Origin of the sequence: Streptomyces coelicoflavus, assembly GCF_003112555.1 — a bacterium.
GTDB classification, from domain to species: Bacteria; Actinomycetota; Actinomycetes; order Streptomycetales; family Streptomycetaceae; genus Streptomyces; species Streptomyces coelicoflavus.
Genome location: NZ_BEWB01000003.1, coordinates 59,535 through 82,844, shown reverse-complemented (window position 1 = coordinate 82,844; position 23,310 = coordinate 59,535). Strand labels below are relative to the sequence as shown.

General features: G+C 72.0%; 19 protein-coding genes, 4 tRNA genes and 1 other RNA gene. 14 read left to right on the top strand and 10 right to left on the bottom strand.

Annotation, left to right across the window (positions count from 1 at the left end; all coding sequences use genetic code 11):
* Window positions 1–81 precede the first annotated feature (81 nt).
* From Sco07f_RS05455 to Sco07f_RS05435, 5 genes are all read left to right on the top strand, one after another.
* Window positions 82–549 (top strand): hypothetical protein, encoded by a 468-nt coding sequence (locus Sco07f_RS05455; RefSeq protein WP_108987130.1) that lies wholly within the window; start codon window positions 82–84, stop codon window positions 547–549.
* 86 nt (window positions 550–635) lie between these two features.
* Window positions 636–1,487: a bifunctional DNA primase/polymerase gene (locus Sco07f_RS05450; protein WP_108987129.1), complete on the top strand. Its 852-nt coding sequence runs from the start codon at window positions 636–638 to the stop codon at window positions 1,485–1,487.
* 1 nt (window position 1,488) lies between these two features.
* On the top strand, window positions 1,489–2,961 hold the full coding sequence (locus Sco07f_RS05445) for an AICE element replication initiation protein (protein ID WP_108987128.1): 1,473 nt from the start codon (window positions 1,489–1,491) through the stop codon (window positions 2,959–2,961).
* Between the two features lie 441 nt (window positions 2,962–3,402).
* Window positions 3,403–3,636: a helix-turn-helix domain-containing protein gene (locus Sco07f_RS05440; RefSeq protein ID WP_108987127.1), complete on the top strand. Its 234-nt coding sequence runs from the start codon at window positions 3,403–3,405 to the stop codon at window positions 3,634–3,636.
* A 79-nt stretch (window positions 3,637–3,715) separates the two neighbouring features.
* Window positions 3,716–4,996: a tyrosine-type recombinase/integrase gene (locus Sco07f_RS05435; RefSeq protein ID WP_108987126.1), complete on the top strand. Its 1,281-nt coding sequence runs from the start codon at window positions 3,716–3,718 to the stop codon at window positions 4,994–4,996.
* Window positions 4,997–5,058: 62 nt separating this feature from the next.
* Here Sco07f_RS05435 and Sco07f_RS05430 read toward each other — a convergent pair.
* Window positions 5,059–5,146: transfer RNA gene (locus Sco07f_RS05430), tRNA-Ser, on the bottom strand.
* Window positions 5,147–5,220: 74 nt separating this feature from the next.
* Between Sco07f_RS05430 and ffs the strand changes: the two genes are divergently transcribed.
* From ffs to Sco07f_RS05400, 6 genes are all read left to right on the top strand, one after another.
* An RNA gene (gene ffs / locus Sco07f_RS05425) (signal recognition particle sRNA small type) lies at window positions 5,221–5,315 on the top strand.
* Window positions 5,316–5,361: 46 nt separating this feature from the next.
* Window positions 5,362–7,788: a DNA polymerase III subunit gamma and tau gene (locus tag Sco07f_RS05420; RefSeq protein ID WP_108987125.1), complete on the top strand. Its 2,427-nt coding sequence runs from the start codon at window positions 5,362–5,364 to the stop codon at window positions 7,786–7,788.
* Window positions 7,789–7,954: 166 nt separating this feature from the next.
* Window positions 7,955–9,205 (top strand): phosphoribosylamine--glycine ligase, encoded by a 1,251-nt coding sequence (gene purD, locus Sco07f_RS05415; RefSeq protein ID WP_108987124.1) that lies wholly within the window; start codon window positions 7,955–7,957, stop codon window positions 9,203–9,205.
* Window positions 9,206–9,541: 336 nt separating this feature from the next.
* On the top strand, window positions 9,542–11,497 hold the full coding sequence (locus tag Sco07f_RS05410) for a M48 family metalloprotease (RefSeq protein ID WP_108987123.1): 1,956 nt from the start codon (window positions 9,542–9,544) through the stop codon (window positions 11,495–11,497).
* A 251-nt stretch (window positions 11,498–11,748) separates the two neighbouring features.
* On the top strand, window positions 11,749–13,236 hold the full coding sequence (locus tag Sco07f_RS05405; protein WP_087790377.1) for a N,N-dimethylformamidase beta subunit family domain-containing protein: 1,488 nt from the start codon (window positions 11,749–11,751) through the stop codon (window positions 13,234–13,236).
* 119 nt (window positions 13,237–13,355) lie between these two features.
* Window positions 13,356–14,255: a phosphoribosylaminoimidazolesuccinocarboxamide synthase gene (locus Sco07f_RS05400; protein WP_007451318.1), complete on the top strand. Its 900-nt coding sequence runs from the start codon at window positions 13,356–13,358 to the stop codon at window positions 14,253–14,255.
* Window positions 14,256–14,310: 55 nt separating this feature from the next.
* On the opposite strand, the gene Sco07f_RS05395 is transcribed toward Sco07f_RS05400, so the two are convergent.
* From Sco07f_RS05395 to Sco07f_RS05360, 8 genes are all read right to left on the bottom strand, one after another.
* Window positions 14,311–14,386 (bottom strand) — tRNA-Gly (locus Sco07f_RS05395).
* A 57-nt stretch (window positions 14,387–14,443) separates the two neighbouring features.
* The gene (locus Sco07f_RS05390; protein WP_007451343.1) at window positions 14,444–15,058 is read right to left on the bottom strand and encodes a response regulator transcription factor; all 615 of its coding nucleotides are present in this window, start codon (window positions 15,056–15,058) and stop codon (window positions 14,444–14,446) included.
* Window positions 15,055–16,299: a sensor histidine kinase gene (locus tag Sco07f_RS05385; RefSeq protein ID WP_087790379.1), complete on the bottom strand. Its 1,245-nt coding sequence runs from the start codon at window positions 16,297–16,299 to the stop codon at window positions 15,055–15,057. Before Sco07f_RS05385 ends, Sco07f_RS05390 begins: the two co-directional genes overlap by 4 nt.
* Before the next feature lie 47 nt (window positions 16,300–16,346).
* On the bottom strand, window positions 16,347–17,162 hold the full coding sequence (locus tag Sco07f_RS05380; protein WP_054102904.1) for an ABC transporter permease: 816 nt from the start codon (window positions 17,160–17,162) through the stop codon (window positions 16,347–16,349).
* Complete coding sequence (locus Sco07f_RS05375) at window positions 17,159–18,130, bottom strand: ABC transporter ATP-binding protein (protein ID WP_007451337.1); 972 nt, start codon at window positions 18,128–18,130, stop codon at window positions 17,159–17,161. Before Sco07f_RS05375 ends, Sco07f_RS05380 begins: the two co-directional genes overlap by 4 nt.
* A 140-nt stretch (window positions 18,131–18,270) precedes the next feature.
* A tRNA-Gly gene (locus Sco07f_RS05370) sits at window positions 18,271–18,343 on the bottom strand.
* A gap of 80 nt (window positions 18,344–18,423) precedes the next feature.
* A tRNA-Gly gene (locus tag Sco07f_RS05365) sits at window positions 18,424–18,495 on the bottom strand.
* Window positions 18,496–18,647: 152 nt separating this feature from the next.
* Window positions 18,648–18,965, bottom strand: coding sequence for a histone-like nucleoid-structuring protein Lsr2 (locus Sco07f_RS05360; protein ID WP_003974896.1), 318 nt, complete (start codon window positions 18,963–18,965; stop codon window positions 18,648–18,650).
* A gap of 350 nt (window positions 18,966–19,315) precedes the next feature.
* On the opposite strand from Sco07f_RS05360, the gene purS reads away from it, so the two are divergent.
* Genes purS through purL form a run of 3 tightly spaced genes read left to right on the top strand, consistent with a single transcriptional unit; the run spans window position 19,316 to window position 22,520 of the window.
* Complete coding sequence (gene purS / locus Sco07f_RS05355) at window positions 19,316–19,588, top strand: phosphoribosylformylglycinamidine synthase subunit PurS (RefSeq protein ID WP_003974895.1); 273 nt, start codon at window positions 19,316–19,318, stop codon at window positions 19,586–19,588.
* Window positions 19,585–20,265, top strand: coding sequence for a phosphoribosylformylglycinamidine synthase subunit PurQ (purQ, locus tag Sco07f_RS05350; RefSeq protein ID WP_108987122.1), 681 nt, complete (start codon window positions 19,585–19,587; stop codon window positions 20,263–20,265). Before purS ends, purQ begins: the two co-directional genes overlap by 4 nt.
* Window positions 20,262–22,520 carry a phosphoribosylformylglycinamidine synthase subunit PurL gene (purL, locus tag Sco07f_RS05345; protein ID WP_108987121.1) on the top strand — a complete coding sequence of 753 codons (2,259 nt, stop codon included), beginning with the start codon at window positions 20,262–20,264 and terminating at the stop codon, window positions 22,518–22,520. Before purQ ends, purL begins: the two co-directional genes overlap by 4 nt.
* A gap of 61 nt (window positions 22,521–22,581) precedes the next feature.
* Here purL and Sco07f_RS05340 read toward each other — a convergent pair whose 3' ends face one another.
* Window positions 22,582–23,166: a Uma2 family endonuclease gene (locus Sco07f_RS05340; protein ID WP_108987120.1), complete on the bottom strand. Its 585-nt coding sequence runs from the start codon at window positions 23,164–23,166 to the stop codon at window positions 22,582–22,584.
* Window positions 23,167–23,310 lie beyond the last annotated feature (144 nt).

The following is a 23,310-nucleotide window of genomic DNA, read 5'->3' as shown; positions in this document are numbered from 1 at the left end:
ACACCCCCCGAACACCCCTCCACAGGGCACCCCGAAGGGGGTGTCTCTGCCTCCCTGGCCGTCAGCCGGAAGGGATTCCGCATGCAGCCCGAGCGCACCCCGCACGTGCCCGCACAGCGGGCCGTAGAGGTCCACCAGCCCACCCCGTACCCGCCCGCCGTGCCCGTCGCGGCGCCGGTCGTGCCGGTGCAGCCGAACGCCGTTCCGGCGGTGGCGAGCATCGTCCTGCCGGACGGCCGCGTCGTCACCGGCTACGCCATCGAACCGACCCGCCCCGAGCCGGTCGCCGCCAAACCGGCCGTGTCCCGCACAGCCGTGAACGTCGCCCTCGGCGGCGCCGGATTCCTCGCGGTGTGCGGCGGGCTGGTCCTGCTCACCTCGTTCATCGCCGCACTCACCGCGTTCATCACCCAGCTCATCATCCTGGCCGCCGTCGTCTTCGGCGGATGGATCGCCGTACAGCTCTTCAGCACGCGCGGCCACCAGGGCGGCGGGACCACGGTGAACATCCGCAAGGCCGTGATCAAGCGCAACCACTTCCACGGCTAGCGACGCCAAGGGCGGCCCCCCATTCCGCCAAGAACCGGGGCCGCCCTTGCTCGCCAGAACCCGTCAAGGAACTGGAGATACCCAGCATGACGCAACCCACGCCCTACCCGCAGCACGCGGCGCTGAGTCTCGCGACGTGCGGCGTCCCCGTGCTGCCCCTGCGCCGGGGCAAGGTCCCGTTCGGCAACTGCACGGCGTGCGCGGACAACGCGTGCGGCGGCCGGCCGAACATGAAGGTGCCCGGTCCGTGCCGGTGCCCCGGCGTCTGCCACGGATGGGCCGCCGCCACCACCGACCCCGCCGTCATCGTCTCCCGGTCGTGGGCGGCGGCATGGCGGCAGGCGGTGTGCGTCGCCTACCACCCCGGGGGCGCCGGACTGACCGTCCTCGACCTCGACGACGCGGACGCCATCGCCTGGGCCCGCACCGCCCTGCCCGCCACCCGCACCGTATCGACGACGCGCGGCGAACACTGGATCTACCGGGGCGCTATGCGCTCCGTGAACGCGGTCCGGCCCGGCGTGGACATCAAGTCGACCATGGCCTACGCCCGTTGGCTCGGACCCGGCACCGGCACCACGGCTGTTCTGCCGGACGCTGTCCGCGCCCTGGCGGTAAAGGAGCCGTCCCCCGCCCCCAGGGCGCCACAGGCGCTCTCAGGGCTTCTGAGGGGCGGGCAGGGGGAGTGCCCGCACCGCACGCCCGTGTTCCTGGAACGGGGCGTCGCCATGGCAGAGCAGCGCATCACCGAGGCGTCCAGCGCGGTCCACGCGACCGTGTACCGCACGTTCCTCGCGGTGCTGTCCCGGCACGGCCGGTGCGGCTGCCTCACCGACACCCACGTCGCCCGGCTGTTCACCGCCGCGCAGGCCAAGGGCGAGACGGCCCGGCACTGCACGGACGCGTGGACCAACGCCCGCACCACGTTGGGACTGTGACATGTCCGAGGACGAGAAGACTCCCGCACGCGAGATCATCACCGACTACGCGCAAGCGCACTTCCGGTATTTCCGCACCGCCGACGGCACCGTCTACGCGCAGCGTAACGGCCACCCCGTGGCCCGCCCGATCCGCTCCCAGGGCACCACCGGAAGCCACCGCCAGGAACTCATGGTCGGTCTCTTCCGCGACGGGCAGGGCGTGTTCAACGGCACCGCGCTCAAGGAAGCGCTGGACCTGATCGAGGCCCTGGCGCTGACCGAGGACGTACAGCCCGTGCACATCCGCGTCGCGCCCGGGTTCGACGGGGCGACGTGGTTGGACCTGGGGCGGGCCGATGGCCGGTCGGTCCGTATCCACCCCACCGGGTGGGACACCGCGATCCCGGACCCGCGGGAGGTGTGCTGGCGGCGCACGCAGCTCACGGGGGAGCTGCCGTTGCCGGTCAAGGACACCGACGGCAAGGGCATCGATCTCCTGCTCAGGCTGTGCAACTTCGCCAACGCCGAGACCGAGTGCCTGGCCATCGCGTGGCTGGTCGGCTGTCTCGGGCCGTCCGTGCCCGTCCCGGCCCCGTTCCTCACCGGTCCGCAGGGCGCCGGCAAGTCCACCGGCGGCCGAATGCTCGTACGGATCGTCGAGGGCATGACCGGGGACCTGCGCCGGGCACCGAAGGACGAGGAGAACCTGATCGCGGCCGTGGCCGCAGGATGGGTCACCGCACTGGACAACCTCTCCCACATGACCCCGGACCTGTCCGACGCCATGTGCTGCATCGTCACCGGCGCGGAAAGCGTCAAGCGCGCTCTGTTCACCGACGGGGACGTGTTCCGCGCCCGCTACCGCCGCCCCCTGCTCCTGACCGGTATCGACGTCGGCGTCATCCGGCCCGACCTCGCCGAACGCCTCCTGCCGCTCCGCCTGGAACGGCCGAAGGTCCGGCGCACCGAGGATGAGCTGTGGACCGAATACGCCGAAGTACTGCCCGTGGTCCTCGGCTCGCTCCTGGACCTGACCGTGAAGGTGCGGGCCGCTGAGGCAGACACCCCGACCGACCTGCGCATGGCGGACTTCGCGCACCTGTGCGCACAGCTCGACGCCGCCACCGGCCTCGGGGCCCTGGCCGCCTACCGGGCCAGCCTCGACGACCTCAACGACGACGTGATCGAGGGCGACCTGTTGGCACAGACCGTCCTGAGGCACGCCGCCGACCTCGAACCGGGCGCACAGCAGCGGATGACCTCCACCGAGTGGCTGCACTGCCTCAGCCAGCTCTACACCGGCGAGGACTTCCGCCCCCTGCCCAAGGGGTGGCCGACCACCGGCAAAGTCCTCTCCGACCGCCTCAAGCGCCTCCAGCCCACCCTGGCCGCCCGGGGCGTCCTCATCGACTCCGGCCGCACCCGAGAGGGCCGCTACATCGAAATGACCCACTCCCCGGACACGCCCCCGCACGAACAGCAGGCGCTCTGACCGCACTGCACGACCGCACAAGCAAGAGGAGCACCACCGCCGGAGCGTGCTCCTCTTGCTGTTCGGCGGCGCCGCCGCCCTGCACTGGACGTGCCGCGAAGCGGCTCCCTCTTCAAGCCCTGAGCCGCACAACAGACACCCCCCTCCTTTTTCCTAAGTAGGGGGACGCTGCGTCACAGCGTCACACGATCAAGAAAACCGCCCGGTGAGCTGCACAGACGGGCGTGACGCAGACGGCCTCTCTCTGCGTCACACCGCGTCACCTGCGTCACGCGGGACGAACAGCCTGCGTCACAGGTGACGCACATCCGGCTCACTGCGTCACCCGATACCCACAGCTCAGACGGCATGGGTGACGCACGTGACGCGGTGACGCAGAAACCCGCGCTTAGGACACACGCGCCCTCCCGACACAGACTTCCGCCTAGAGGAGACCGTTCCATGAGCCTCGCCACCGTGGGCATCGCACCTCTCGCTGAGGCTGGCGAACCGGCACCCGTGCTGCTGACCGTCGAAGAGGCTGCCCGTTGCCTCCGCGTCGGTCGCACCACCTGCTACGCCCTGATCCGCGCCGGAGAGCTGGAGTCCCTGACCATCGGCGGACTCCGACGCGTCCCCGCCGACGCCCCGGCCGCCTACCTCGCCCGGCGCCGCGCGGAACAGCGCGCCGCATGATCTGACCATCCCGGAGCGCCGCCCCACATGCGGGCGGCGCTCCAGTCTGTCTGCCTCGTACCGACCGGAGGAACTGCCAGTGGCAGAGGAGAAGAAGCGCACTCGCCGCGCCAACGGCGAATCGGCCATCTACCTGGGCAAAGACGAACGCTGGCACGCCCGTGTGCCCATGGGCTACAAGGACGACGGAACGCCTTACCGCCGGCACCTGACGCGCCCCACGCGCAAGGAACTGGTCGACGAGGTCCGGCGCCTTGAGAAGCAGCGCGACGAAGGATCCGCGCGCCAGCCCGGCAAGCCGTGGACGGTCGCGAAATGGCTTGAGCACTGGGTCGAGAACATCGCCAAACCGGTCGTGAGCGAGAACACCTACGCCGGATATGAGGTCGCAGTACGAGTGCACCTCGTACCGGGCATCGGTCGGCACCGCATCGACCGCCTGGAGCCTGAACACCTGGAGAGCCTGTACCGCCGGATGCAGAGCGCCGGCAGCAAGGCGGGCACCGCGCACCAGGCTCACCGGACCGCCCGTACGGCTCTGGGGGAAGCCGTGCGGCGCGGTCACGCGGCGAAGAACGCGGCCGCGCTCGCGAAGCCTCCCCGGATGGAAGAGGACGAGAACGAGGTAGAGCCCTACTCGGTCGATGAGGTGCAGAGTCTCCTACTCGAAGTGAACAAGCGCCGGAACAGTGCCCGCTGGATGCTGGCACTCGCGCTGGGGTTGCGGCAGGGGGAGACGCTCGGCCTGCGGTGGTCCGACGTAGACCTGGACAACGAGTACCTGAAGCTTCGCCGGAACCGGTTGCGGCCCAAGTACGAGCACGGATGTGGCGAGGCGGCACCGTGCGGCCGGAAGGCTGGCTACTGCCCGGCGCGGGTGCAGGTGCGGCGCGAGACGAAGAACACGAAGTCACGCGCGGGCCGACGCGCCGTGCCCCTCCCGGGCCCGCTGGTCGTGATGCTCCGCTCCCACCGGGAGGCACAGGCCCAGGAGCGGGCGACGGCCAGGAACCTGTGGACCGAGTCCGAGTACGTGTTCACCAAGCCGTTGGGCGGTCCCCTCAGCCCGAACACGGACTACCACGACTGGAAGCGGCTGCTCGAAGACGCCGGCGTCCGGGACGGGCGTCTGCACGACGCACGGCACACCGCGGGGACCGTGCTGATGCTGCTCGGGGTCCCGGACCGGGTCATTGACCAGATCATGGGTTGGGAGCCGGGCGGCGCCGCTCGGATGCGAGCGCGGTACCTGCACGTGACCGATCCCATGCTCAAGGAAGCGGCGCGGAAGATCTCGCACGCCATCTGGGGAGCACCGGAAAACCTCGCTGTGGACAAAGACCAGGACAACGAGGCGTAAGGATAACGACGAAGGGCCCCCTGTTTCCAGGGGGCCCTTCGACATCGTGCCCGGTGAGGCACTGGCGGAGGATACGAGATTCGAACTCGTGAGGGGTTGCCCCCAACACGCTTTCCAAGCGTGCGCCCTAGGCCACTAGGCGAATCCTCCGCGGAGAACATTACATGACTCGGAGGAGTGCTTGCGAACTCGTTCTGGGGGCCCGACATCGGGTAACGTGTGGCCCAGCCCCTCACGCGGCGCTATCTGACTGAACTCCCCCAGGGCCGGAAGGCAGCAAGGGTAGGTCGGCTCTGGCGGGTGCGTGGGGGGCGTCTCCTTTGCGGGCGGTCCGGTTGTCGGTGGGCGCCTATAACCTCGTATGCGTGTCGTCTCTCGCGCTCTACCGCCGTTACCGCCCGGAGTCCTTCGCCGAGGTCATCGGGCAGGGGCATGTCACCGACCCGTTGCAGCAGGCGCTGCGGAACAACCGGGTCAACCACGCGTACCTGTTCAGCGGTCCGCGCGGCTGCGGCAAGACGACCAGCGCCCGGATCCTGGCGCGCTGCCTGAACTGCGAGCAGGGCCCGACGCCGACGCCGTGCGGCGAGTGCCAGTCCTGCCGCGACCTGGCCAGGAACGGGCCGGGTTCGATCGACGTCATCGAGATCGACGCCGCCTCCCACGGTGGTGTGGACGACGCCCGTGACCTGCGGGAGAAGGCCTTCTTCGGGCCCGCCTCCAGCCGGTACAAGATCTACATCATCGACGAGGCCCACATGGTCTCCCCGCAGGGCTTCAACGCCCTGCTGAAGGTCGTCGAGGAGCCCCCGGAGCACCTCAAGTTCATCTTCGCCACCACCGAGCCCGAGAAGGTCATCGGGACCATCCGGTCGCGGACCCACCACTACCCGTTCCGGCTCGTGCCGCCCGGCACCCTGCGCGACTACCTCGCCGAGGTGTGCGGCCGGGAGGGCATCGCGATCGACGAGGGCGTGCTCCCGCTCGTCGTGCGGGCCGGCGCGGGGTCCGTGCGTGACTCCATGTCCGTCATGGACCAGCTGCTTGCGGGCGCCGGTGCCGACGGTGTGACGTACGACATGACCACCGCCCTGCTCGGCTACACGGACGGTTCGCTGCTCGACTCGGTCGTCGAGGCGTTCGTCTCCGGGGACGGCTCCGCCGCCTTCGGGGTCGTCGACCGGGTGATCGAGGGGGGCAACGACCCGCGGCGCTTCGTCACCGACCTGCTGGAGCGTCTGCGGGACCTGGTGATCCTCGCCGCCGTGCCCGACGCCGCGGAGAAGGGGCTCATCGACGCCCCCGCCGACGTCGTCGAGCGGATGCAGGCCCAGGCCCGGTCCTTCGGCGCCGCCGAGCTGAGCCGTGCGGCCGACATCGTCAACGAGGGGCTCACCGAGATGCGCGGGGCCCACTCGCCCCGCCTCCAGCTGGAGCTGATCTGCGCGCGCGTGATGCTGCCCGCCGCGTACGGCGACGAGCGTTCGGTGATGGCCCGCCTGGACCGGATCGAGCGCGGGGTGCAGTTCTCGGCCGGTGCGGGCGCGCCCGCCATGGGGTACGTGCCCGGACCCGAGGCGCACGCCGGCGGTGCGGGGAGCGCGGCTCCTGCCGCGGCTCCGGCTGCGGCTCCGGTTCCGCCGGGCGGCGGCCCCGCCGCGGCCCGTGCGGCGGTACGGGGGCAGGGGGCCGGCGCGCCGACCGGTGCGCCCGTCGGTGCGCCAGGGGGTGGTTCGGCGGGTGGTCCGTCCGCCGGCTCGGATTCCGGTGCGGGTGCGGGTGCGGGTGCGGGTGCGGGTGCCGGTGCCGGGTCCTCCTTCGACGCGAGTGGTCCCGCCGGTGGGGGCGGGCGTCCGCAGGCCGCGCCCTCTTCCGCCGCCGACGGCCCTGCGACTCCTCCCGCACCCGCACCCGCACCCGCGCCCGCCGAAGATCCCGCCCCTGCTCCCGCTTCGGCGCCCGGTGCCTGGCCGACCGCGGCTCCCGCGGGTGGTGGGCGCCGCCCCGGCGGGTGGCCCACGGCGGCTCCGGCGGGCGGCGGACAGTCCCGGACACCGGCCGCTCCCGGTCCCGGTTCCGGCTCGGCTCCCGCCGCGACCCCGGCCTCCGGTGCCTCGGCTCCCGCTGCGGCCGCCCCCGCGCCCGTCGCCGCGCCGTCGGGTGCTCCGGGGGTCGACCCCCGTTCGCTCTGGCCCAACATCCTGGAAGCGGTCAAGAACCGCCGCCGGTTCACCTGGATCCTGCTCAGCCAGAACGCCCAGGTCACCGGCTTCGACGGCACCTCACTCCAGCTCGGCTTCGTCAACGCCGGCGCCCGGGACAACTTCGTCAGCAGCGGCAGTGAGGACGTGCTGCGGCAGGCCCTCGCCGAGCAGTTCAACGTGCAGTGGAAGATCGACGCGGTCGTCGACCCGTCCGGCGGCTCGGCGCCCCCGCCCGCCGGTCCGTCCGGCCCGTCCGGTCCCTCGGGTTCCTCCGGTGGGTACGGCGGTGGCGGCGGCTTCGGTGCCGGTGGCGGAGGCGGCTCCGGTGGGGGCGGCTTCGGTGGGGGTGCGCCCGCGCAGCGGCCGTCGGCGCCCGCGGCCACGCCCCCCGCGGCCCCGGCTCCGGAAGCGGCGTCCGCTCCCGCACCCGCGTCTCGGCCCCCGGCGCCCGAGCCGCCCCCGGTCTCGCCCGAGGACGACATCCCCGAGGACGACGACCCGGACCTCGACGAGTCCGCGCTGTCCGGCAAGGAGCTGCTGGTGCGTGAACTGGGCGCCACCGTGGTCGAGGAGATCGCCAACGAGTAGGACGGGCAGGACGGGCAGGACGGGCCGGGCGTGCGCGGTTCGCGCGTGAGGTCCAGGGGGACGAGCGGGACGGCGGCGTTCCTGGAGGAAGCCACAAGGGTCCCCGCCCCGCGCCTTCGGAAGCCCGCACAAACCGCACCGGCCCGTGCCCATTAGGCTTCACCCCGTGAAGGTCCTTGTCATCGGCGGCGGCGCCCGCGAACACGCCCTGTGCCGTTCCCTGTCCCTCGACCCCGACGTCACCGCGCTGCACTGCGCACCCGGCAACGCCGGTATCGCCGAGGTCGCCGAACTGCACCAGGTCGACGCCCTCGACGGCGCGGCCGTCACCGCGCTCGCCACCCGGCTCGGCGCCGGGCTGGTCGTCGTAGGGCCCGAGGCGCCGCTCGTCGCCGGGGTCGCCGACGCCGTGCGCGAGGCGGGCATCCCGGTCTTCGGGCCCTCGGGGGAGGCGGCCCGGCTGGAGGGCTCCAAGGCCTTCGCCAAGGACGTGATGGCCGGCGCCGGCGTGCCCACGGCCCGCTCCTACGTGTGCACGAACCCCGACGAGGTCGACGCGGCCCTCGCCGCCTTCGGCGCCCCCTACGTCGTCAAGGACGACGGGCTGGCCGCGGGCAAGGGCGTCGTCGTCACGGACGACGTCGAGGCGGCCCGCGCCCACGCGAACGCCTGCGACCGCGTGGTCGTCGAGGAGTTCCTGGACGGCCCCGAGGTCTCCCTCTTCGCCGTCACCGACGGCGAGAACGTCCGCCCCCTCCAGCCCGCCCAGGACTTCAAGCGTGCCCTCGACGGCGACGAGGGCCCGAACACCGGCGGCATGGGCGCCTACTCGCCGCTGCCCTGGGCCGACCCGAAGCTGGTCGACGAGGTCGTGGAGAGCGTCCTCCAGCCGACCGTCGACGAGATGCGCCGGCGCGGCACCCCGTTCTCCGGGCTCCTCTACGCCGGGCTCGCGATCACCTCGCGCGGCGTGCGCGTGATCGAGTTCAACGCCCGATTCGGCGACCCGGAGACCCAGGTCGTGCTGGCCCGCCTGAAGACCCCGCTCGCCGGTCTGCTGATGGCCGCCGCCACCGGCAACCTCGCCGACCTCGAGCCCCTGCGCTGGAGCGACGAGGCGGCCGTCACCGTGGTCGTCGCCTCCCACAACTACCCCGGCACCCCGCGCACCGGCGACCCGATCACCGGCCTCGACGCGGTGGCCGCCCAGGACGCCCCGCACGCCTACGTCCTGCACGCCGGCACCCGTGCCGAGGGCGACGCCGTCGTCAGCGCCGGTGGCCGCGTCCTGTCCGTCACCGCCACCGGCACCGACCTCACGGAGGCCCGCGACCGTGCCTACCGGGCCGTCGCCCGCATCGGCCTCGACGGCTCGCAGCACCGCACCGACATCGCGTTGAAGGCGGCGGGCGCGTAGCTCCCGACCGACCGGAGCATCCGTTCCGCACCGAACCCGACAGGCCCCGGCTCCCTCCCAGGAACCGGGGCCTGACCTTTGCCGTCCGTCTCCACCTTTCCCCAAAGCCATTCCATCGAGTGACCGATGGGCCATACGGCTGACGGGCGCGAGGGCCCCAACTATGGTGCCGCGCAAGCGTTCCGGCACTTGGCCCACCGGCATTGCGATGTCAGTGCCGGGTGCCACAGTGGGTGGAGTGAGCAAAGCCGGAAGAGCGGGAAGAGCGGTAGTGCAGCAGGACGGTCCAGTACAGACAGGGCAGACAGGACAGCGATGAGGGGGTGAGGTCCGGCCGTGACCGGTATCGGTGGTGTGGAGATGGGCGCGCTGGCCGCGCGGACCCGGGCGCTGGCGGTGCTGCGGGTCCGCAGCCGCGCGGTGGCCGTGGCCCTGCTGCCCGCCGCCGCGGCCGTGATCCTGCTCGTCGGCGGATCCACCGGGCACCTCGTGGGCGGCGGCTGGGACGTCCTGCGCCGGGTCGTGTCCGTCCTCGCGCTGTGCGTCCTGCTGGCGGCTGCCGGAGTCGCCCTGGTCGTGGCCCGCTCCAGGCCCGCCGTGACCCCCACGGTCACGGTCGCCGAGGAGTCGGCGCCCGACCTCTACCGCATGGTGCGTGACCTGGCCGACCGGCTCGACGTCCCCGCCCCCTCGGCGATAGCGCTCACCCCGGACTGCGACAGCTGGCTGGAGGAGCGCGCCCATCCCCACCCCGGCCCGCCGCCCGTGGACCGGCACGACGACGACCTGTCCGGCCTGGGCGAGCCCGCCCGCCGCCGGGGTGCCGCCGCGGCGCCCGTCCTGGTCATCGGCTCACCGTTCCTGTGGTGGATGCGCGTGGGCGAGCTGCGCGCCGTCCTCGCCCCGGTCGTCGCCGGTACGGGCCCGTCGGCGCACCCCGACATAGCCGCGGCCCGGCGCTTCATACGGGGCCTGGACGCCGCCGTGGCGGTGGCCTCGGCGGACCGGCGCGACCCGCTGTCCCGCGTGGCGTGCGCGGGCCTCGGCTGGGTGTCGCGGCTGCTGCTGCGCGGTTGCCGGGAGCACGCGACCGGGATGGAGCGCGGGGTCGCGGCCGCGGCCGCCGAGCGTGCACAGGCTGTGGACTACGGTCTGCGGATCGTCGCGCAGGAGCAGGTGGGGCTCGCCTACGCGGGCTGGGACCGGCTGCTGACCAGGGTGGCGCTGCCCGCCTGGCGGATGGGCCGCTGGCCCTCCCGGCTGGACGTGGGCGTCGTCGCCGCCCTCACGGAGCTGTCCCGGCGCGACCGCCTGGCCGAGGGCTTCGCCTCCCGCCTGGGTGAGCGTCCCGCCTGCGACCTGCTGGAGGAGCCCGGCACGATGGACGAGGCGGTCTCGCTCCTCGCCGCGCGCCTCTTCCACGGAGGGCCCGCCGAGACCGGGCCCGACTGGTCGCCGGTCGGGTGGGGCGAGTATCCCGAGGAGGTCGTCGACCGGACCTGGCGCACGGACGCGGCCCGCCTGCACCGGGTGCTCGACACCCTGGGCGTCCGCCGCGCCGCCGGGGGCACCGCGCCGGGCACGGACGGCCCGACCCTGGCCCGCGTCCTGGACCACCTCACGACCCCGGACGCCGAGACCCCCGTCCCCTCTCCCACCGACCCGCACACCGGATACGGCGACCCGGGCGCCCCGGACCCCGGCGCCGGCGCGCAGGCGGGGTACGACGACCGGGGCGCCCCGCCTCCCCGGTACGGCGACCACGAGGCCCCCGACCACGAGGCCCCCGACCACGACGCCCCCGACCACGACGCCCCCGACCACGACGCCCCCGACCACGAGGACGAGGACGACCTGGCCGGGACCACGGCCCGGGGTGCCGCTCTCGCCGCCGGACTCAGTGCGCAGCTGGCCCGCGAGGAGGCGCAGGCCCGGCCCGGCGGAGCCGGGGTCCCGTCCTCGTCCCCGGGCCCGGGGGCCGGAGCCGGTCCGGACGCCGCGCTCTGGGACGGCCGCGCGCTTCCCCTCCTGCCGTTGCAGCCCCCGCGCACCGGGCGCGAGATCCTCACCGCGCACATCACCGCGATGGTGTGCTGCGCGGCGATGGACACCGCCGGTGCGGCCCCCGGCCTCGACTGGCTCGACGGGCCGTCGCTCCTGGTCGACGGTGCCCGCACCGCGGACCTGGCGCCCAGCGTGCTCAGCCTCGTCGAGACGGGCGACCCGGGCCCGCTGCGCGCCTGGATGGCCGACCTCGGGATACGCCCGGAGAAGCCAGTGCGTCTGGTCTGACGCCCGCACCGTCCCCCTGGCCCCGCACACCGCAGACCGCAGGCCACGGACCGCTGACCGCTGACCGCAGACCACTGACCGCAAGCCGCAGGCCCGGAGGAATCGGACTCTTCCATTCCACTTTCGGCCACTTCGCGACGAACAGTGACAGCCCGCGTGCGAAATGTGATGTGCTGGGACCGATCGCGCACATGGCAAAGGCGTTCGTCATACGCACGACCGCGGGGGCACGACGGGAGGGGGGCTGTCCCATGGGGCCCGAGCAGATCCGCCGCTGGGAGTCGGGAGCACTCGCGCACGCCGTGACGGACCCTTTCGGACAGGGACCCGTCCCCTGGCTGCGCGGTGGTGAGACGTACTTCGGCGACACCGGCCAGGTGGTCGCCTGGTACGCGGACCAGGAACGCACCGGCTCCGGCACCGGTACCCGCACCGGAGCCGGCACCGGTGGCGGCCCCCGCGCCGCCGACGACGTCCGCCGCCAGATCAAGGGCTTCACGGCGACGGGAGCGGCTGCGCCCGGCGAGGCCATCGACTTCCACATCACCGTCGACCCGCCGCAGGAGTTCGGCGTCGACGTCTACCGCATCGGCCACTACGGCGGTGACGGCGCCGCCAAGATCACCACCAGCCCCCGCCTGTCCGGCATCGTCCAGCCCCCGCCGCTCACCGCCGACCGCACGGTCTCCTGCCACCACTGGTGGCTGTCCTGGCGGTTGCAGATCCCCTCGTACTGGAACATCGGCGCGTACGTGGCCGTCCTCACCACCGCCGACGGCTACCGCTCCCACGTGCCCTTCACGGTCCGCGACAACCACCCGGCCGACCTGCTGCTCCTCCTGCCGGACGTCACCTGGCAGGCGTACAACCTCTACCCCGAGGACGGCCGCACCGGCGCCAGCCTCTACCACGCCTGGGACGAGGAGGGCCGGCTCCTCGGCGAGGCGGACGCCGCGACGACCGTCTCCTTCGACCGCCCGTTCGCCGGGGCCGGCCTCCCCCTCCACGTGGGCCACGCCTACGACTTCATCCGCTTCGCCGAGCGCTACGGCTACGACGTCGCCTACGCCGGCGCCCGTGATCTGCACTCCGGCCGCGTCGACCCGGCCCGCTACCGGGGCCTGGTCTTCCCGGGCCACGACGAGTACTGGTCCAGCGCCATGCGCCGCACCACCGAACTCGCCCGGGAGCAGGGCACGTCCCTGGTCTTCCTGTCCGCCAACACCATGTACTGGCAGGTGGAGCTGGCCCCCTCCCCCTCCGGTGCCCCCGACCGCCTGCTGACCTGCCGTAAACGCAAGGGTCCCGGCCGGCCCGCGCTGTGGCGGGAGATCGACCGCCCCGAGCAGCAGCTGCTCGGCATCCAGTACGCCGGCCGCGTCCCCGAACCCCACCCGATGATCGTCCGCAACGCCGGGCACTGGCTCTGGGAGGCCACCGGGGCGCACGAGGGCGACGAGATCGAGGACCTGGTGGCGGGCGAGGCCGACCGCTACTTCCCGCGCACGGCCCTCCCCGAGCACGACGAACGGGTCCTGCTCGCCCACTCCCCGTACGCCGACGTGGACGGCGTCCGGCGCCATCAGGAGACCTCGCTGTACCGGGCTCCGTCGGGCGCCTGGGTCTTCGCGTCCGGCACCTTCGCCTGGTCCCCGGCCCTGGACCGCCCCGGCCACGTCGACCCGCGCGTCCAGCGCGCCACCGCCAACCTCCTGGACCGCATCTGCAAACGGGACTGAGCCCCGCAGGCCGCCCCGCGCCCTCACCGCCCCTCCGCGCGCCCCCACCGCCCCGCCGCTCGCCCTCCCCGCGACGTACGGGACAATCGACGTATTGTTCAGAACCACGGGGAGGAACCGTGTCCGGATTCGTTGAAAAGCCCGAGCCGATCCAGGTTCCGGGCCTGGTGCATCTGCACACCGGCAAGGTGCGCGAGCTGTACCGGAACGAGGCGGGCGACCTCGTGATGGTCGCCAGTGACCGCATCTCCGCCTACGACTGGGTGCTGCCGACCGAGATCCCCGACAAGGGCCGGGTCCTCACCCAGCTCTCCCTGTGGTGGTTCGAGCAGCTCGCCGACCTGGCCCCCAACCACGTCCTGAGCACCGAGCTGCCCCCCGGCGCCCCCGCCGACTGGGAGGGCCGCGCCCTGGTCTGCAAGTCGCTGCGAATGGTCCCCGTGGAGTGCGTGGCCCGCGGCTACCTCACCGGCTCCGGCCTGGTGGAGTACGACCAGACCCGCACCGTCTGCGGCCTCGCCCTCCCCGAGGGCCTGGTCGACGGCTCGGAGCTGCCCGCCCCGATCTTCACCCCGGCCACCAAGGCCGAGGTCGGCGAGCACGACGAGAACGTCTCCTACGAGGAGGTCGCCCGCCAGGTCGGCGCCGACACCGCCGCCGCCCTGCGCCAGGCCACCCTCGCCGTCTACTCCCGCGCCCGGGACATCGCCCGCGAGCGCGGCATCGTCCTCGCGGACACCAAGTTCGAGTTCGGCTTCGACGGGGACGACCTGGTCCTCGCCGACGAGGTCCTCACCCCGGACTCCTCCCGCTTCTGGCCGGCCGACCGTTGGCAGCCGGGCCGCGCGCAGCCGTCGTACGACAAGCAGTTCGTGCGGGACTGGCTGACCTCGGCCGAGTCCGGCTGGGACCGCAAGAGCGAGCAGCCCCCGCCGCCGCTGCCGCGGCAGGTCGTGGACGCCACCCGCGCCAAGTACGTGGAGGCGTACGAGCTGCTGACCGGCCAGAGCTGGTCGTAGCGGCGGAAGGCCGCACACGAAGAAGCCCCCGGCCGAAAACCGGGGGCTTCTCGTCTGGAGCGAACGACGAGGTTCGAACTCGCGACCTCAACCTTGGCAAGGTTGCGCTCTACCAACTGAGCTACGTTCGCACTGTGCGGGCTTCGTCGTGGACTTTCGTCGCGGACTTCGCCGTGGCGCGAGAGCCACTATACCCAACCGCGCTCCCTCGCGAGACGCACCGCCGCGTGCCGGTTCTCCGCCCCGAGCTTGCTCGCGGCCGACGACAGGTAGTTCCGCACGGTTCCCTCGGCGAGCGCGGCGCGCTCGGCGATCTCCGCGACCGGCGCCCCGTCGGCGGCGTGCTCCAGGACCTCGGCCTCGCGCACGGTCAGCGGTGAGTCCCCGGCGGAGATCGCGTCGGCGGCCAACTCGGGGTCGACGTAACGGTTTCCGGCGTGCACCGTGCGGATCAGCTCGGCGAGCCGCTGGGCGCTGACCGTCTTGGGGACGAACCCCCGCACCCCCGCCGCGAGTGCCCGCTTCAGATGTCCGGGCCGCCCGTGACTGGTCACGATCAGCACCTTGCAGCCGGGCAGCTCGGCCCGCAGCGATGTGGCGACCTTCACACCGTCGGCGCCGGGCATCTGGAGGTCCAGCACGGCGACGTCCGGGGCGTGCGCCCGCGCCATCGCCAGCGCCTCCGGTCCGGTGGCCGCCTCGGCGACGACGACCAGGTCGTCCTCGAGGGCCAGCAGGGCCGCCAGGGCCCCGCGGATGAGGTGCTCGTCGTCGGCGAGCAGGACGCGGACGGTGGTCGTCACGACGCGGCCTCCAGCGCGGACCCGGCGGCGGCCGGCAGCGGCACCTCGGCCGTCAGCCGGAAGACACCCCTGCCGACGGGCCCCGCCTCCAGGGTCCCGGCCACCGCGGAGAGCCGCTCGCGCAGCCCCGAGAGCCCGGAGCCGCCCGAACCCGTCGGGGGGCCGTCCCCCGTCGTCTCCGCCACGCCGTCGTTCTCCACCGTCAGCACTACACGCCCTTCCGACATCCGCACCGTCACCGCGACCTTCTTCGCGTCCCCGTGCCGCAGCACGTTCGTGGTCGCCTCCCGCACCACCCAGCCGAGCGCCGACTGCACCTCGGGGGGCAGCCCGGCCGTCTCGCCGTCGATCTCCGCGACGATGCCCGCCGCCGAGAGCACACCCCGGGCGCCGGCCAGTTCCACCTCCAGGGCGGCCTCCCGGTAGCCGCGCACGACGTCCCGGACCTCGCGCTGCGACTCCTGGGCGATGCGCTGCACCTCGATCATCTGCTCCACCGCCTCGGGCCTGCCGCGCCGGGAGAGCTGGACGGCCAGCTCGCTCTTGAGCGCGATCACCGCGAGGTTCCGCCCCATCACGTCGTGCAGGTCCCGGCCGAACCGCAGCCGCTCCTCGGCGACCGCGAGCCTGGCCCGGGTCTCCCTGGCCTCGTCGAGCGCGTAGACCGCGTTGAGCAGCCAGAGGGAGAAGATCGAGGTGATGGCGAGGAACCCGCCGGTCACCATCACCAGGCCGGCCAGCACGAACGACGCGAGCAGAGGCATCTCCAGCGGGAACGTCAGCAGCCCCGCGCCCACCGCGAAGCCGCCGACGACGGCGACCATCCGCCGCCTGCCGCTCACCCCGAGCGTGATCACACCGGCGGCGAAGCACAGGACGCCGCCGTAGACCGAGCCCGCCGCCGTCTCCACCTCGCCGGCCGGACCGCGCTCCGCGATCACGACCGCGGTGGCCGAGACCACGGCGCTGACGACGACGAGCGTCCACATCAGCCGCACCGGCTGCGGGCGCCGGCCGAGCGTCCAGTCCAGCGCCCGGGACGAGACCAGCATGGAGACGGCGGCGTGCGCGGTGACCAGCAGGAACAGCGCGGTCGCGAGTCCGGCGCCGGTCCGGCCGTAGGCGGTCACTCCCAGCGCGAAGACCTCGATGACCCCGAACAAGTGGAACGACCACCGCGTGTACGTCTCGACCTTCTCCGGCGTGCTCTTGACCCGCCACCATCCGCCCGGCCTGCGCATCCGTCCGCCACTCCCGCTCGCCTCGTACGCCTCTTGCGTCTCGTACGTCAGTGCCGTGGCTCCCAGCGGAACCATCGCCGTACAGCAAACACCGCGAGCACGGTCCAGGCCACCGCCGTCGCCACCGCGCCCAGCGCCTCGGCCGCCGACAGGTCGCCGGTCCAGCCGCCGCGCACCAGGGTGATCACGGGCGTCAGCGGAAGCAATTCGCACACGGAGGCCAGCCGGTCGGGCAGCAGGTCCAGCGGGAAGAACAGGCCGGAGCCGGCCATCGAGACGAACATGATCGGCAGCGGCGTGACCTGCGCGCTCTCACCGGTCCTGGTGAAGCTCGCGGTGACCGCCGCGAGCGCGGCGCACAGCACCAGGCCCAGCAGCAGGCCGACGACGGCCAGGTGGGGCGCCGACGGCGCGGACAGGTCGAGCAGGACGGCGCAGCCCACCGCGAGCAGCAGGGACTGCACGAGCCCGCTGAGTACGGCCGGCAGGGCGGAGCCGCCGAGGATCTCCACGTCCCGCAGTTCGCCGGTGCGCAGCCGCTTGAGGACCAGTTCCTCGCGCCGGACGACGAAGACGCCGACGAGGGCCGAGTAGACGGCGAACAGCAGCGAGAAGCCGATCGCGGCGGGCAGCACGAGGGTGCCGACGGTCAGTCCGGCCCCGGCGAGGTCCATCTCCTCGGCCCCCGCCCGCACGCTGAACGGCAGCACGAACGGGACGAACAGCGAGGCGAAGACGGTGCCCTTGTTCCGCCCCAGCAGGGTCATCTCGGCGCGGGCGAGCGCGGTCATGCGGCTCATCGGCGTGGTGGTCGCGGTCCCGGCGGTGCGCTTGGCGCGGGCCGGTGTGTCCGTGGCGCTCATGCCGCGTACTCCTTCTCGGTCGTGGTGCCGGCCGCCTGCGCGGACACCTCCTTGGCGATGCTCAGGAAGGCCTCCTCCAGGGACGCCGAGCGCACGTCGAGGCGGCGCAGTTCCACCCCGGCCTGTCCGGCCCACACCAGCAGGCCGGTGGCCGCCCGTTGGAGCTCCCGGGTGCGCAGCTTCACGATCCGGCCGTCGGTCTCGTGGTCGTCCACGCCCAGTCCGGCCAGCGGCGGCAGGTCGCCCACGAAGTAGCCGTCGGGCAGTTCGAAGGAGATGCGGGACGGCTGTGCGGCGGTCACCTCGGCCGGGGTGCCGGTGGCGGCGATCCGGCCCTCGTGCATGATCGCGAGCCGGTCGGCGAGGTGCTCGGCCTCCTCCAGGTAGTGCGTGGTCAGCAGCACGGTCGTGCCCTGGTCGCGCAGGGCGCCGACCAACTCCCAGGTGTCCCGGCGGCCTTCGGCGTCCAGTCCGGTGCTGGGCTCGTCGAGGAAGAGCACCTCGGGGTCGCCGAGCAGCGCGAGCGCCAGGTCCAGGCGGCGCCGCTGGCCCCCGGACAGCTGCTTGACGCGGGTGCCCGTCTTGGCCCCGAGCCCGACCAGTGCCAGCACCTCGGCGGGCGGCCGGGCGCCGCTCACGCATCCCGCCCACATCCGCGCCGTCTCGGCGACGGTCAGCTCGGAGGGGAAACCGCCCTCCTGGAGCATGACTCCGGTGCGGGGGCGTACGGCGGCCCGCTCGGTGTACGGGTCGTGCCCGAGGACGCGGACGCGTCCGCCGGCCGGGGCGGCGAGCCCTTCGAGCAGCTCGACCGTCGACGTCTTGCCGGCGCCGTTGGTGCCGAGCAGGGCGAAGACCTCACCGCGGCGCACGGAGAAGTCGATCCCGCGCACGGCCTCGAACCCGCCCCCGTACACACGCCGGAGGCCGGTGACCTCAATCACGTGTTCGTGTCCGTTGGTTTGCATGCTTCGAGCATTCCGGCGCGCGGGGCCCGACGACAGTGCGGCCCGTCATCGCCCGGCATGACAAATGTCAGGGGCGGGCCGGCACCGGCTCCGGGCGCACGAAAAGACCCCGGTCCTGGAGGACCGGGGTCTGATTCCCGAGCGGACGACGAGGCTCGAACTCGCGACCTCAACCTTGGCAAGGTTGCGCTCTACCAACTGAGCTACGTCCGCATTGCCCCCGACCGGCCTTCACCGATCGGTGCGAGCACCAGCCTACCTGATCCAATCGAGTGGCCGGTACGACGATGCAGAGCGGGTGACAGGAATTGCACACTGCGCCTTCCCCCTGGAAGGGGGATGTTCTACTACTGAACTACACCCGCATGTTCCGTGAGCTGGGCCTTTCGGCCTCGCCCCTCGGCGTGCTCCAGACTTTAGCTGATCACCCGGGGTGCCGCGCAAGTCGGTTGCCGCGAGGGGCGGCTGAGCGGCCGTCGGCCGCTCCCGCCGGACGCCGGCTCACGGGACGCGCGGCTCACCGCGCCTCGGCGAACGCCTCGTACACCTTCTTCGGGATCCGGCCCCGCGCGGGGACGTCCATCTTGTTCGCCTGGGCCCAGGCGCGGACCGCCGCCGGGTCGGGGGCGACCTCCGTCTGCCGGTAGGCCTTGCCGGACCGGGAGCGCTTGCGGCCGGCCGAGACGTACGGCTCGAGTGCCTTGCGCAGTTTCCGGGCATTGGCTTCGTTCAGGTCGATCTCGTACATCCGGCCGTCGACTCCGAAGGCGATCGTCTCCGCCGCTTCCGAGCCGTCGATGTCGTCAAAGAGAGTGACCACGACACGCTGCGCCACGAATATCGGTCCCTTCGTGCGGCATCTCCGCGATGACGTGCCCGAACGTGCCAAGACGCCGCGATGATGCCGACTGTTCGCCTGTAATTGGGCAAAGTATCGGCTAATGACATTTCATTTGTACAGTGCCCGGCATTGCAATGGGAAGACCGACTAAATCTGCCCGCGTGTCCCTCGCGCAATAGGTGTCCGCGCCCGATCCGGGATCTTTCCCGAAGCTTTTCGTGACCGCCCCCTCCCGATGCCGAATCGTGACTGGGGTCACGTAGTTTCCTCCAAGGCTACGCGCGTAGAAATTTTGTACGGGTAGTCTGAAGGAACCTGCTCAGCACCACACACCGGGAGTGCCAGTGGCACGCGTCGTAGTCGACGTCATGCTCAAGCCGGAGATCCTCGACCCCCAGGGCCAGGCGGTGCAGCGCGCACTGCCGCGACTGGGTTTCGAAGGGATCTCGGACGTCCGTCAGGGAAAGCGATTCGAACTGGAAGTGGACGGGCCGGTCGACGACGCCGCCCTCGCCCGCATCCATGATCTTGCGGAATCCTTCCTCGCCAACACCGTGATCGAGGACTTCACCGTCAAGGTCGAGTCCGAAGACGTAGTCGCGGGGGCCGCGAAGTGACCGCTCGTATTGGCGTCGTCACTTTCCCCGGCAGCCTCGACGACCGGGACACGCAGCGCGCCATCCGCGTGGCCGGCGCCGAGCCCGTCGCTCTCTGGCACAAGGACAAGGACCTCAAGCAGGTCGACGCCGTGGTGCTGTGCGGCGGTTTCTCGTACGGCGATTATCTGCGCGCCGGTGCCATCGCCCGCTTCTCGCCGGTGATGGACACCGTCATCGAGCAGGCGAAGGCCGGCCTGCCGGTGCTGGGCATCTGCAACGGCTTCCAGATCCTCACCGAGGCGCACCTGCTGCCCGGCGGCATGCTGGGCAACGACCACCTGCACTTCATCTGCCGCGACCAGAAGCTGCGGGTGGAGAACGCGGACACCTCCTGGACCAGCGACTACACCGCCGGCCAGGAGATCCACATCCCGCTGAAGAACATGGACGGCCGCTACGTCGCCGACCGGCGCACGCTGGACGAGCTGGAGGCCGAGGGCCGCGTCGCCTTCCGCTACCTGGACGTGAACCCCAACGGCTCGCTCAACGACATCGCCGGCATCACCAACGCCGCCGGGAACGTCGTCGGCCTCATGCCGCACCCCGAGCACGCCGTCGAGTCGCTGATCGGTACGGGCCGTACCGACGGCCTGCCGTTCTTCACCTCGATCCTCAAGAAGCTGGTCAACGCATGAGCCGGACGCCTCTGGACACGGTCGAGCACGCGACCGCGACCCCCGACGTCGAGCTGCCCTGGGCCGAGCTGGGCCTGAAGAAGGACGAGTACGAGAGGGTCGTCGAGATCCTCGGCCGCCGCCCCACCGGGGCGGAGCTGGCCATGTACTCCGTCATGTGGTCCGAGCACTGCTCGTACAAGAGCAGCAAGGTCCACCTGCGCCAGTTCGGCGAGAAGGCCCCCCAGTCCGACGCGATGCTCGTCGGCATCGGCGAGAACGCCGGTGTGGTCGACGTCGGCCAGGGCTACGCGGTCACCTTCAAGGTCGAGTCGCACAACCACCCGTCCTACGTCGAGCCCTACCAGGGCGCGGCCACGGGCGTCGGCGGCATCGTCCGCGACATCATCGCGATGGGCGCGCGGCCGGTGGCTGTCGTGGACCCGCTCCGTTTCGGTGCGGCGGACCACCCGGACACCAAGCGCGTCCTCCCGGGCGTCGTCGCCGGCATCGGCGGCTACGGCAACTGCCTGGGCCTGCCCAACATCGGCGGCGAGGTCGTCTTCGACGCCTGCTACCAGGGCAACCCGCTGGTCAACGCCGGTGCCATCGGCGTCATGCGGCACGAGGACATCCACCTCGCGAAGGCGTCCGGCGCGGGCAACAAGGTCATCCTGTACGGCGCCCGCACCGGCGGCGACGGCATCGGCGGCGCGTCGATCCTGGCCTCCGAGACCTTCGACGACGCCAAGCCGTCCAAGCGTCCCGCCGTCCAGGTCGGCGACCCCTTCCAGGAGAAGCTCCTCATCGAGTGCACCCTGGAGGCGTTCGCCGAGAAGCTGGTCGTCGGCATCCAGGACCTCGGTGCGGCGGGCCTGTCCTGCGCCACGTCCGAGCTGGCGTCGAACGGCTCCGGCGGCATGCGCGTCACCCTGGACGACGTCCCGCTGCGCGACTCGACCCTCTCGCCCGAGGAAATCCTCATGAGCGAGTCGCAGGAACGCATGTGCGCGGTGGTCGAGCCCGAGAAGGTCGACCGCTTCCTGGAGATCTGCGACAAGTGGGACGTCATCGCCACGGTGATCGGTGAGGTCACCGACGGCGACCGCCTCGAGATCTTCTGGCACGGCGGCAAGATCGTCGACGTCGACCCGCGCACCGTCGCCCACGACGGCCCGGTCTACGAGCGCCCCTACGCCCGCCCGGACTGGCAGGACGCCCTCCAGGCCGACGACGCGAACAAGCTGCCCCGGCCGGGCACATCCGACGAGCTGAAGGACCAGGTCCTCAAGCTGGTCGGCTCGCCCAACCAGGCGTCCAAGCAGTGGATCACCCAGCAGTACGACCACTTCGTGCAGGGCAACACCGTCCTCGCCCAGCCCGAGGACTCGGGCATGATCCGCGTGGACGAGGAGAGCGGCCTCGGCGTCGCCATCGCCACGGACGGCAACGGCCGGTACGCCAAGCTCGACCCGTACACGGGCGCGCAGCTGGCGCTGGCGGAGGCTTACCGCAACGTGGCCACGACCGGCGCGAAGCCGCTCGCCGTCTCCGACTGCCTGAACTTCGGCTCGCCGGAGGACCCGGCGGTCATGTGGCAGTTCGCGGAGGCCGTGCGCGGCCTGGCCGACGGCTGCCTCCAGCTCGGCACCCCGGTGACCGGCGGAAACGTCTCGCTCTACAACCAGACCGGCGAGGCCGCCATCCACCCCACCCCGGTGGTCGCGGTCCTCGGCGTCATCGACGACGTGGCCCGCCGCACGCCGGTCGCCTTCCAGGAGGACGGCCAGCTGCTGTACCTGCTGGGCGACACGCGTGAGGAGTTCGGCGGCTCGGCCTGGTCCCAGGTGATCCACGACCACCTCGGCGGCCTGCCCCCGAAGGTCGACCTGGAGCGCGAGCGCCTGCTGGGCGAGATCCTGATCTCCGCCTCCCGCGACGGCATGATCGACTCCGCGCACGACCTGTCCGACGGCGGTCTGGTCCAGGCGGTCGTCGAGTCGGCGCTGCTGGGCGGCAAGGGCGCGCGGCTGGTCGTGCCGGACGGGCTGGACGCCTTCACCTTCCTGTTCTCGGAGTCGGCGGGCCGTGCGGTCGTCGCCGTCCCGCGCTCGGAGGAGGTCCGCTTCAACGACATGTGCGGCGCCCGCGGCCTGCCGGTCACCCGCATCGGCGTGGTCGACGGCGACGCGGTCGAGGTCCAGGGCGAGTTCACCCTCCCCCTGACCGACCTGCGCGAGGCCCACGAGGAGACGATCCCGGGGCTGCTGGCGTAGTCGCACGCTCGCTGCGCGGCAGAGGTCCCGTCCGGACACGTCCGGACGGGACCTCGTCGTCTCAGCGCACGTAGTTCTTGAGGATCTCCGTGTCGAGTTCGATGCCGACGGGGTCCGGCAGGACCAGCGTCTCGCCGAACTTCGTGACGCGGGCGTCCCGGTAGCCGCCGACCTGCCGGTCCGGTCCGCTGTGCACCGTGATGGTGCAGATGTCCCGGTCGATCAGCAGGTACAGCGGGATTCCGGCCTGCCCGTACACGGCCGGCTTCTCGTGCCGGTCCCGCCGGTCCGTGTCCGAGTCGTACGAGGTGACTTCGACGACCATGAGCGCTCCGGCCGGGTCGGCCCATTCGCCGTATCCCGCGAAGTGGGCCTCGGGTACGAGCACGGCGTCCGGCCTGGCCCTGCTCTGGCGATACCCGTCGACGCGGAGGCCTCGCGCGTGGTACACGTCCAGGTCCGGTCGGGCCTGAATACAGCGCTTGGCCAGCCAGGACACGATGGTGTCGTGATCCCCGTCGGTCACTTGTTTGACCCCGATCCGTCCGTCAATGAACTCCAACGTGACGGTCTCGGGAGCGGCGGAAGCGATCGTTTCGAACTCGTCCCCCGACATCTGAGACGTGTGCTCGGCCATAACCGTCATGTTGCACCTCCTTCCAGGCGCGGACCAGCGTTTCCGGGGCTGCGGCCCCCCCCCCGGGGCCGCCTTTCGCGGTCAGACACACGTACGAGTGACTCTTGCGCGAGATTACATAGTTACGTAATCTCGTAAGCGTGGAGCAACTGG

What these genes read in the sequence shown, in the direction of transcription:
- Sco07f_RS05455 (WP_108987130.1), top strand. Translation starts at nt 82, where the DNA reads ATGCAGCCCGAGCGCACCCCGCACGTGCCCGCACAGCGGGCCGTAGAG.
- Sco07f_RS05450 (WP_108987129.1), top strand. Translation starts at nt 636, where the DNA reads ATGACGCAACCCACGCCCTACCCGCAGCACGCGGCGCTGAGTCTCGCG.
- Sco07f_RS05445 (WP_108987128.1), top strand. Translation starts at nt 1,489, where the DNA reads ATGTCCGAGGACGAGAAGACTCCCGCACGCGAGATCATCACCGACTAC.
- Sco07f_RS05440 (WP_108987127.1), top strand. Translation starts at nt 3,403, where the DNA reads ATGAGCCTCGCCACCGTGGGCATCGCACCTCTCGCTGAGGCTGGCGAA.
- Sco07f_RS05405 (WP_087790377.1), top strand. Translation starts at nt 11,749, where the DNA reads ATGGGGCCCGAGCAGATCCGCCGCTGGGAGTCGGGAGCACTCGCGCAC.
- Sco07f_RS05385 (WP_087790379.1), bottom strand. Translation starts at nt 16,299, where the DNA reads ATGCGCAGGCCGGGCGGATGGTGGCGGGTCAAGAGCACGCCGGAGAAG.
- Sco07f_RS05380 (WP_054102904.1), bottom strand. Translation starts at nt 17,162, where the DNA reads ATGAGCGCCACGGACACACCGGCCCGCGCCAAGCGCACCGCCGGGACC.
- Sco07f_RS05375 (WP_007451337.1), bottom strand. Translation starts at nt 18,130, where the DNA reads ATGCAAACCAACGGACACGAACACGTGATTGAGGTCACCGGCCTCCGG.
- purL (WP_108987121.1), top strand. Translation starts at nt 20,262, where the DNA reads ATGAGCCGGACGCCTCTGGACACGGTCGAGCACGCGACCGCGACCCCC.
- Sco07f_RS05340 (WP_108987120.1), bottom strand. Translation starts at nt 23,166, where the DNA reads ATGACGGTTATGGCCGAGCACACGTCTCAGATGTCGGGGGACGAGTTC.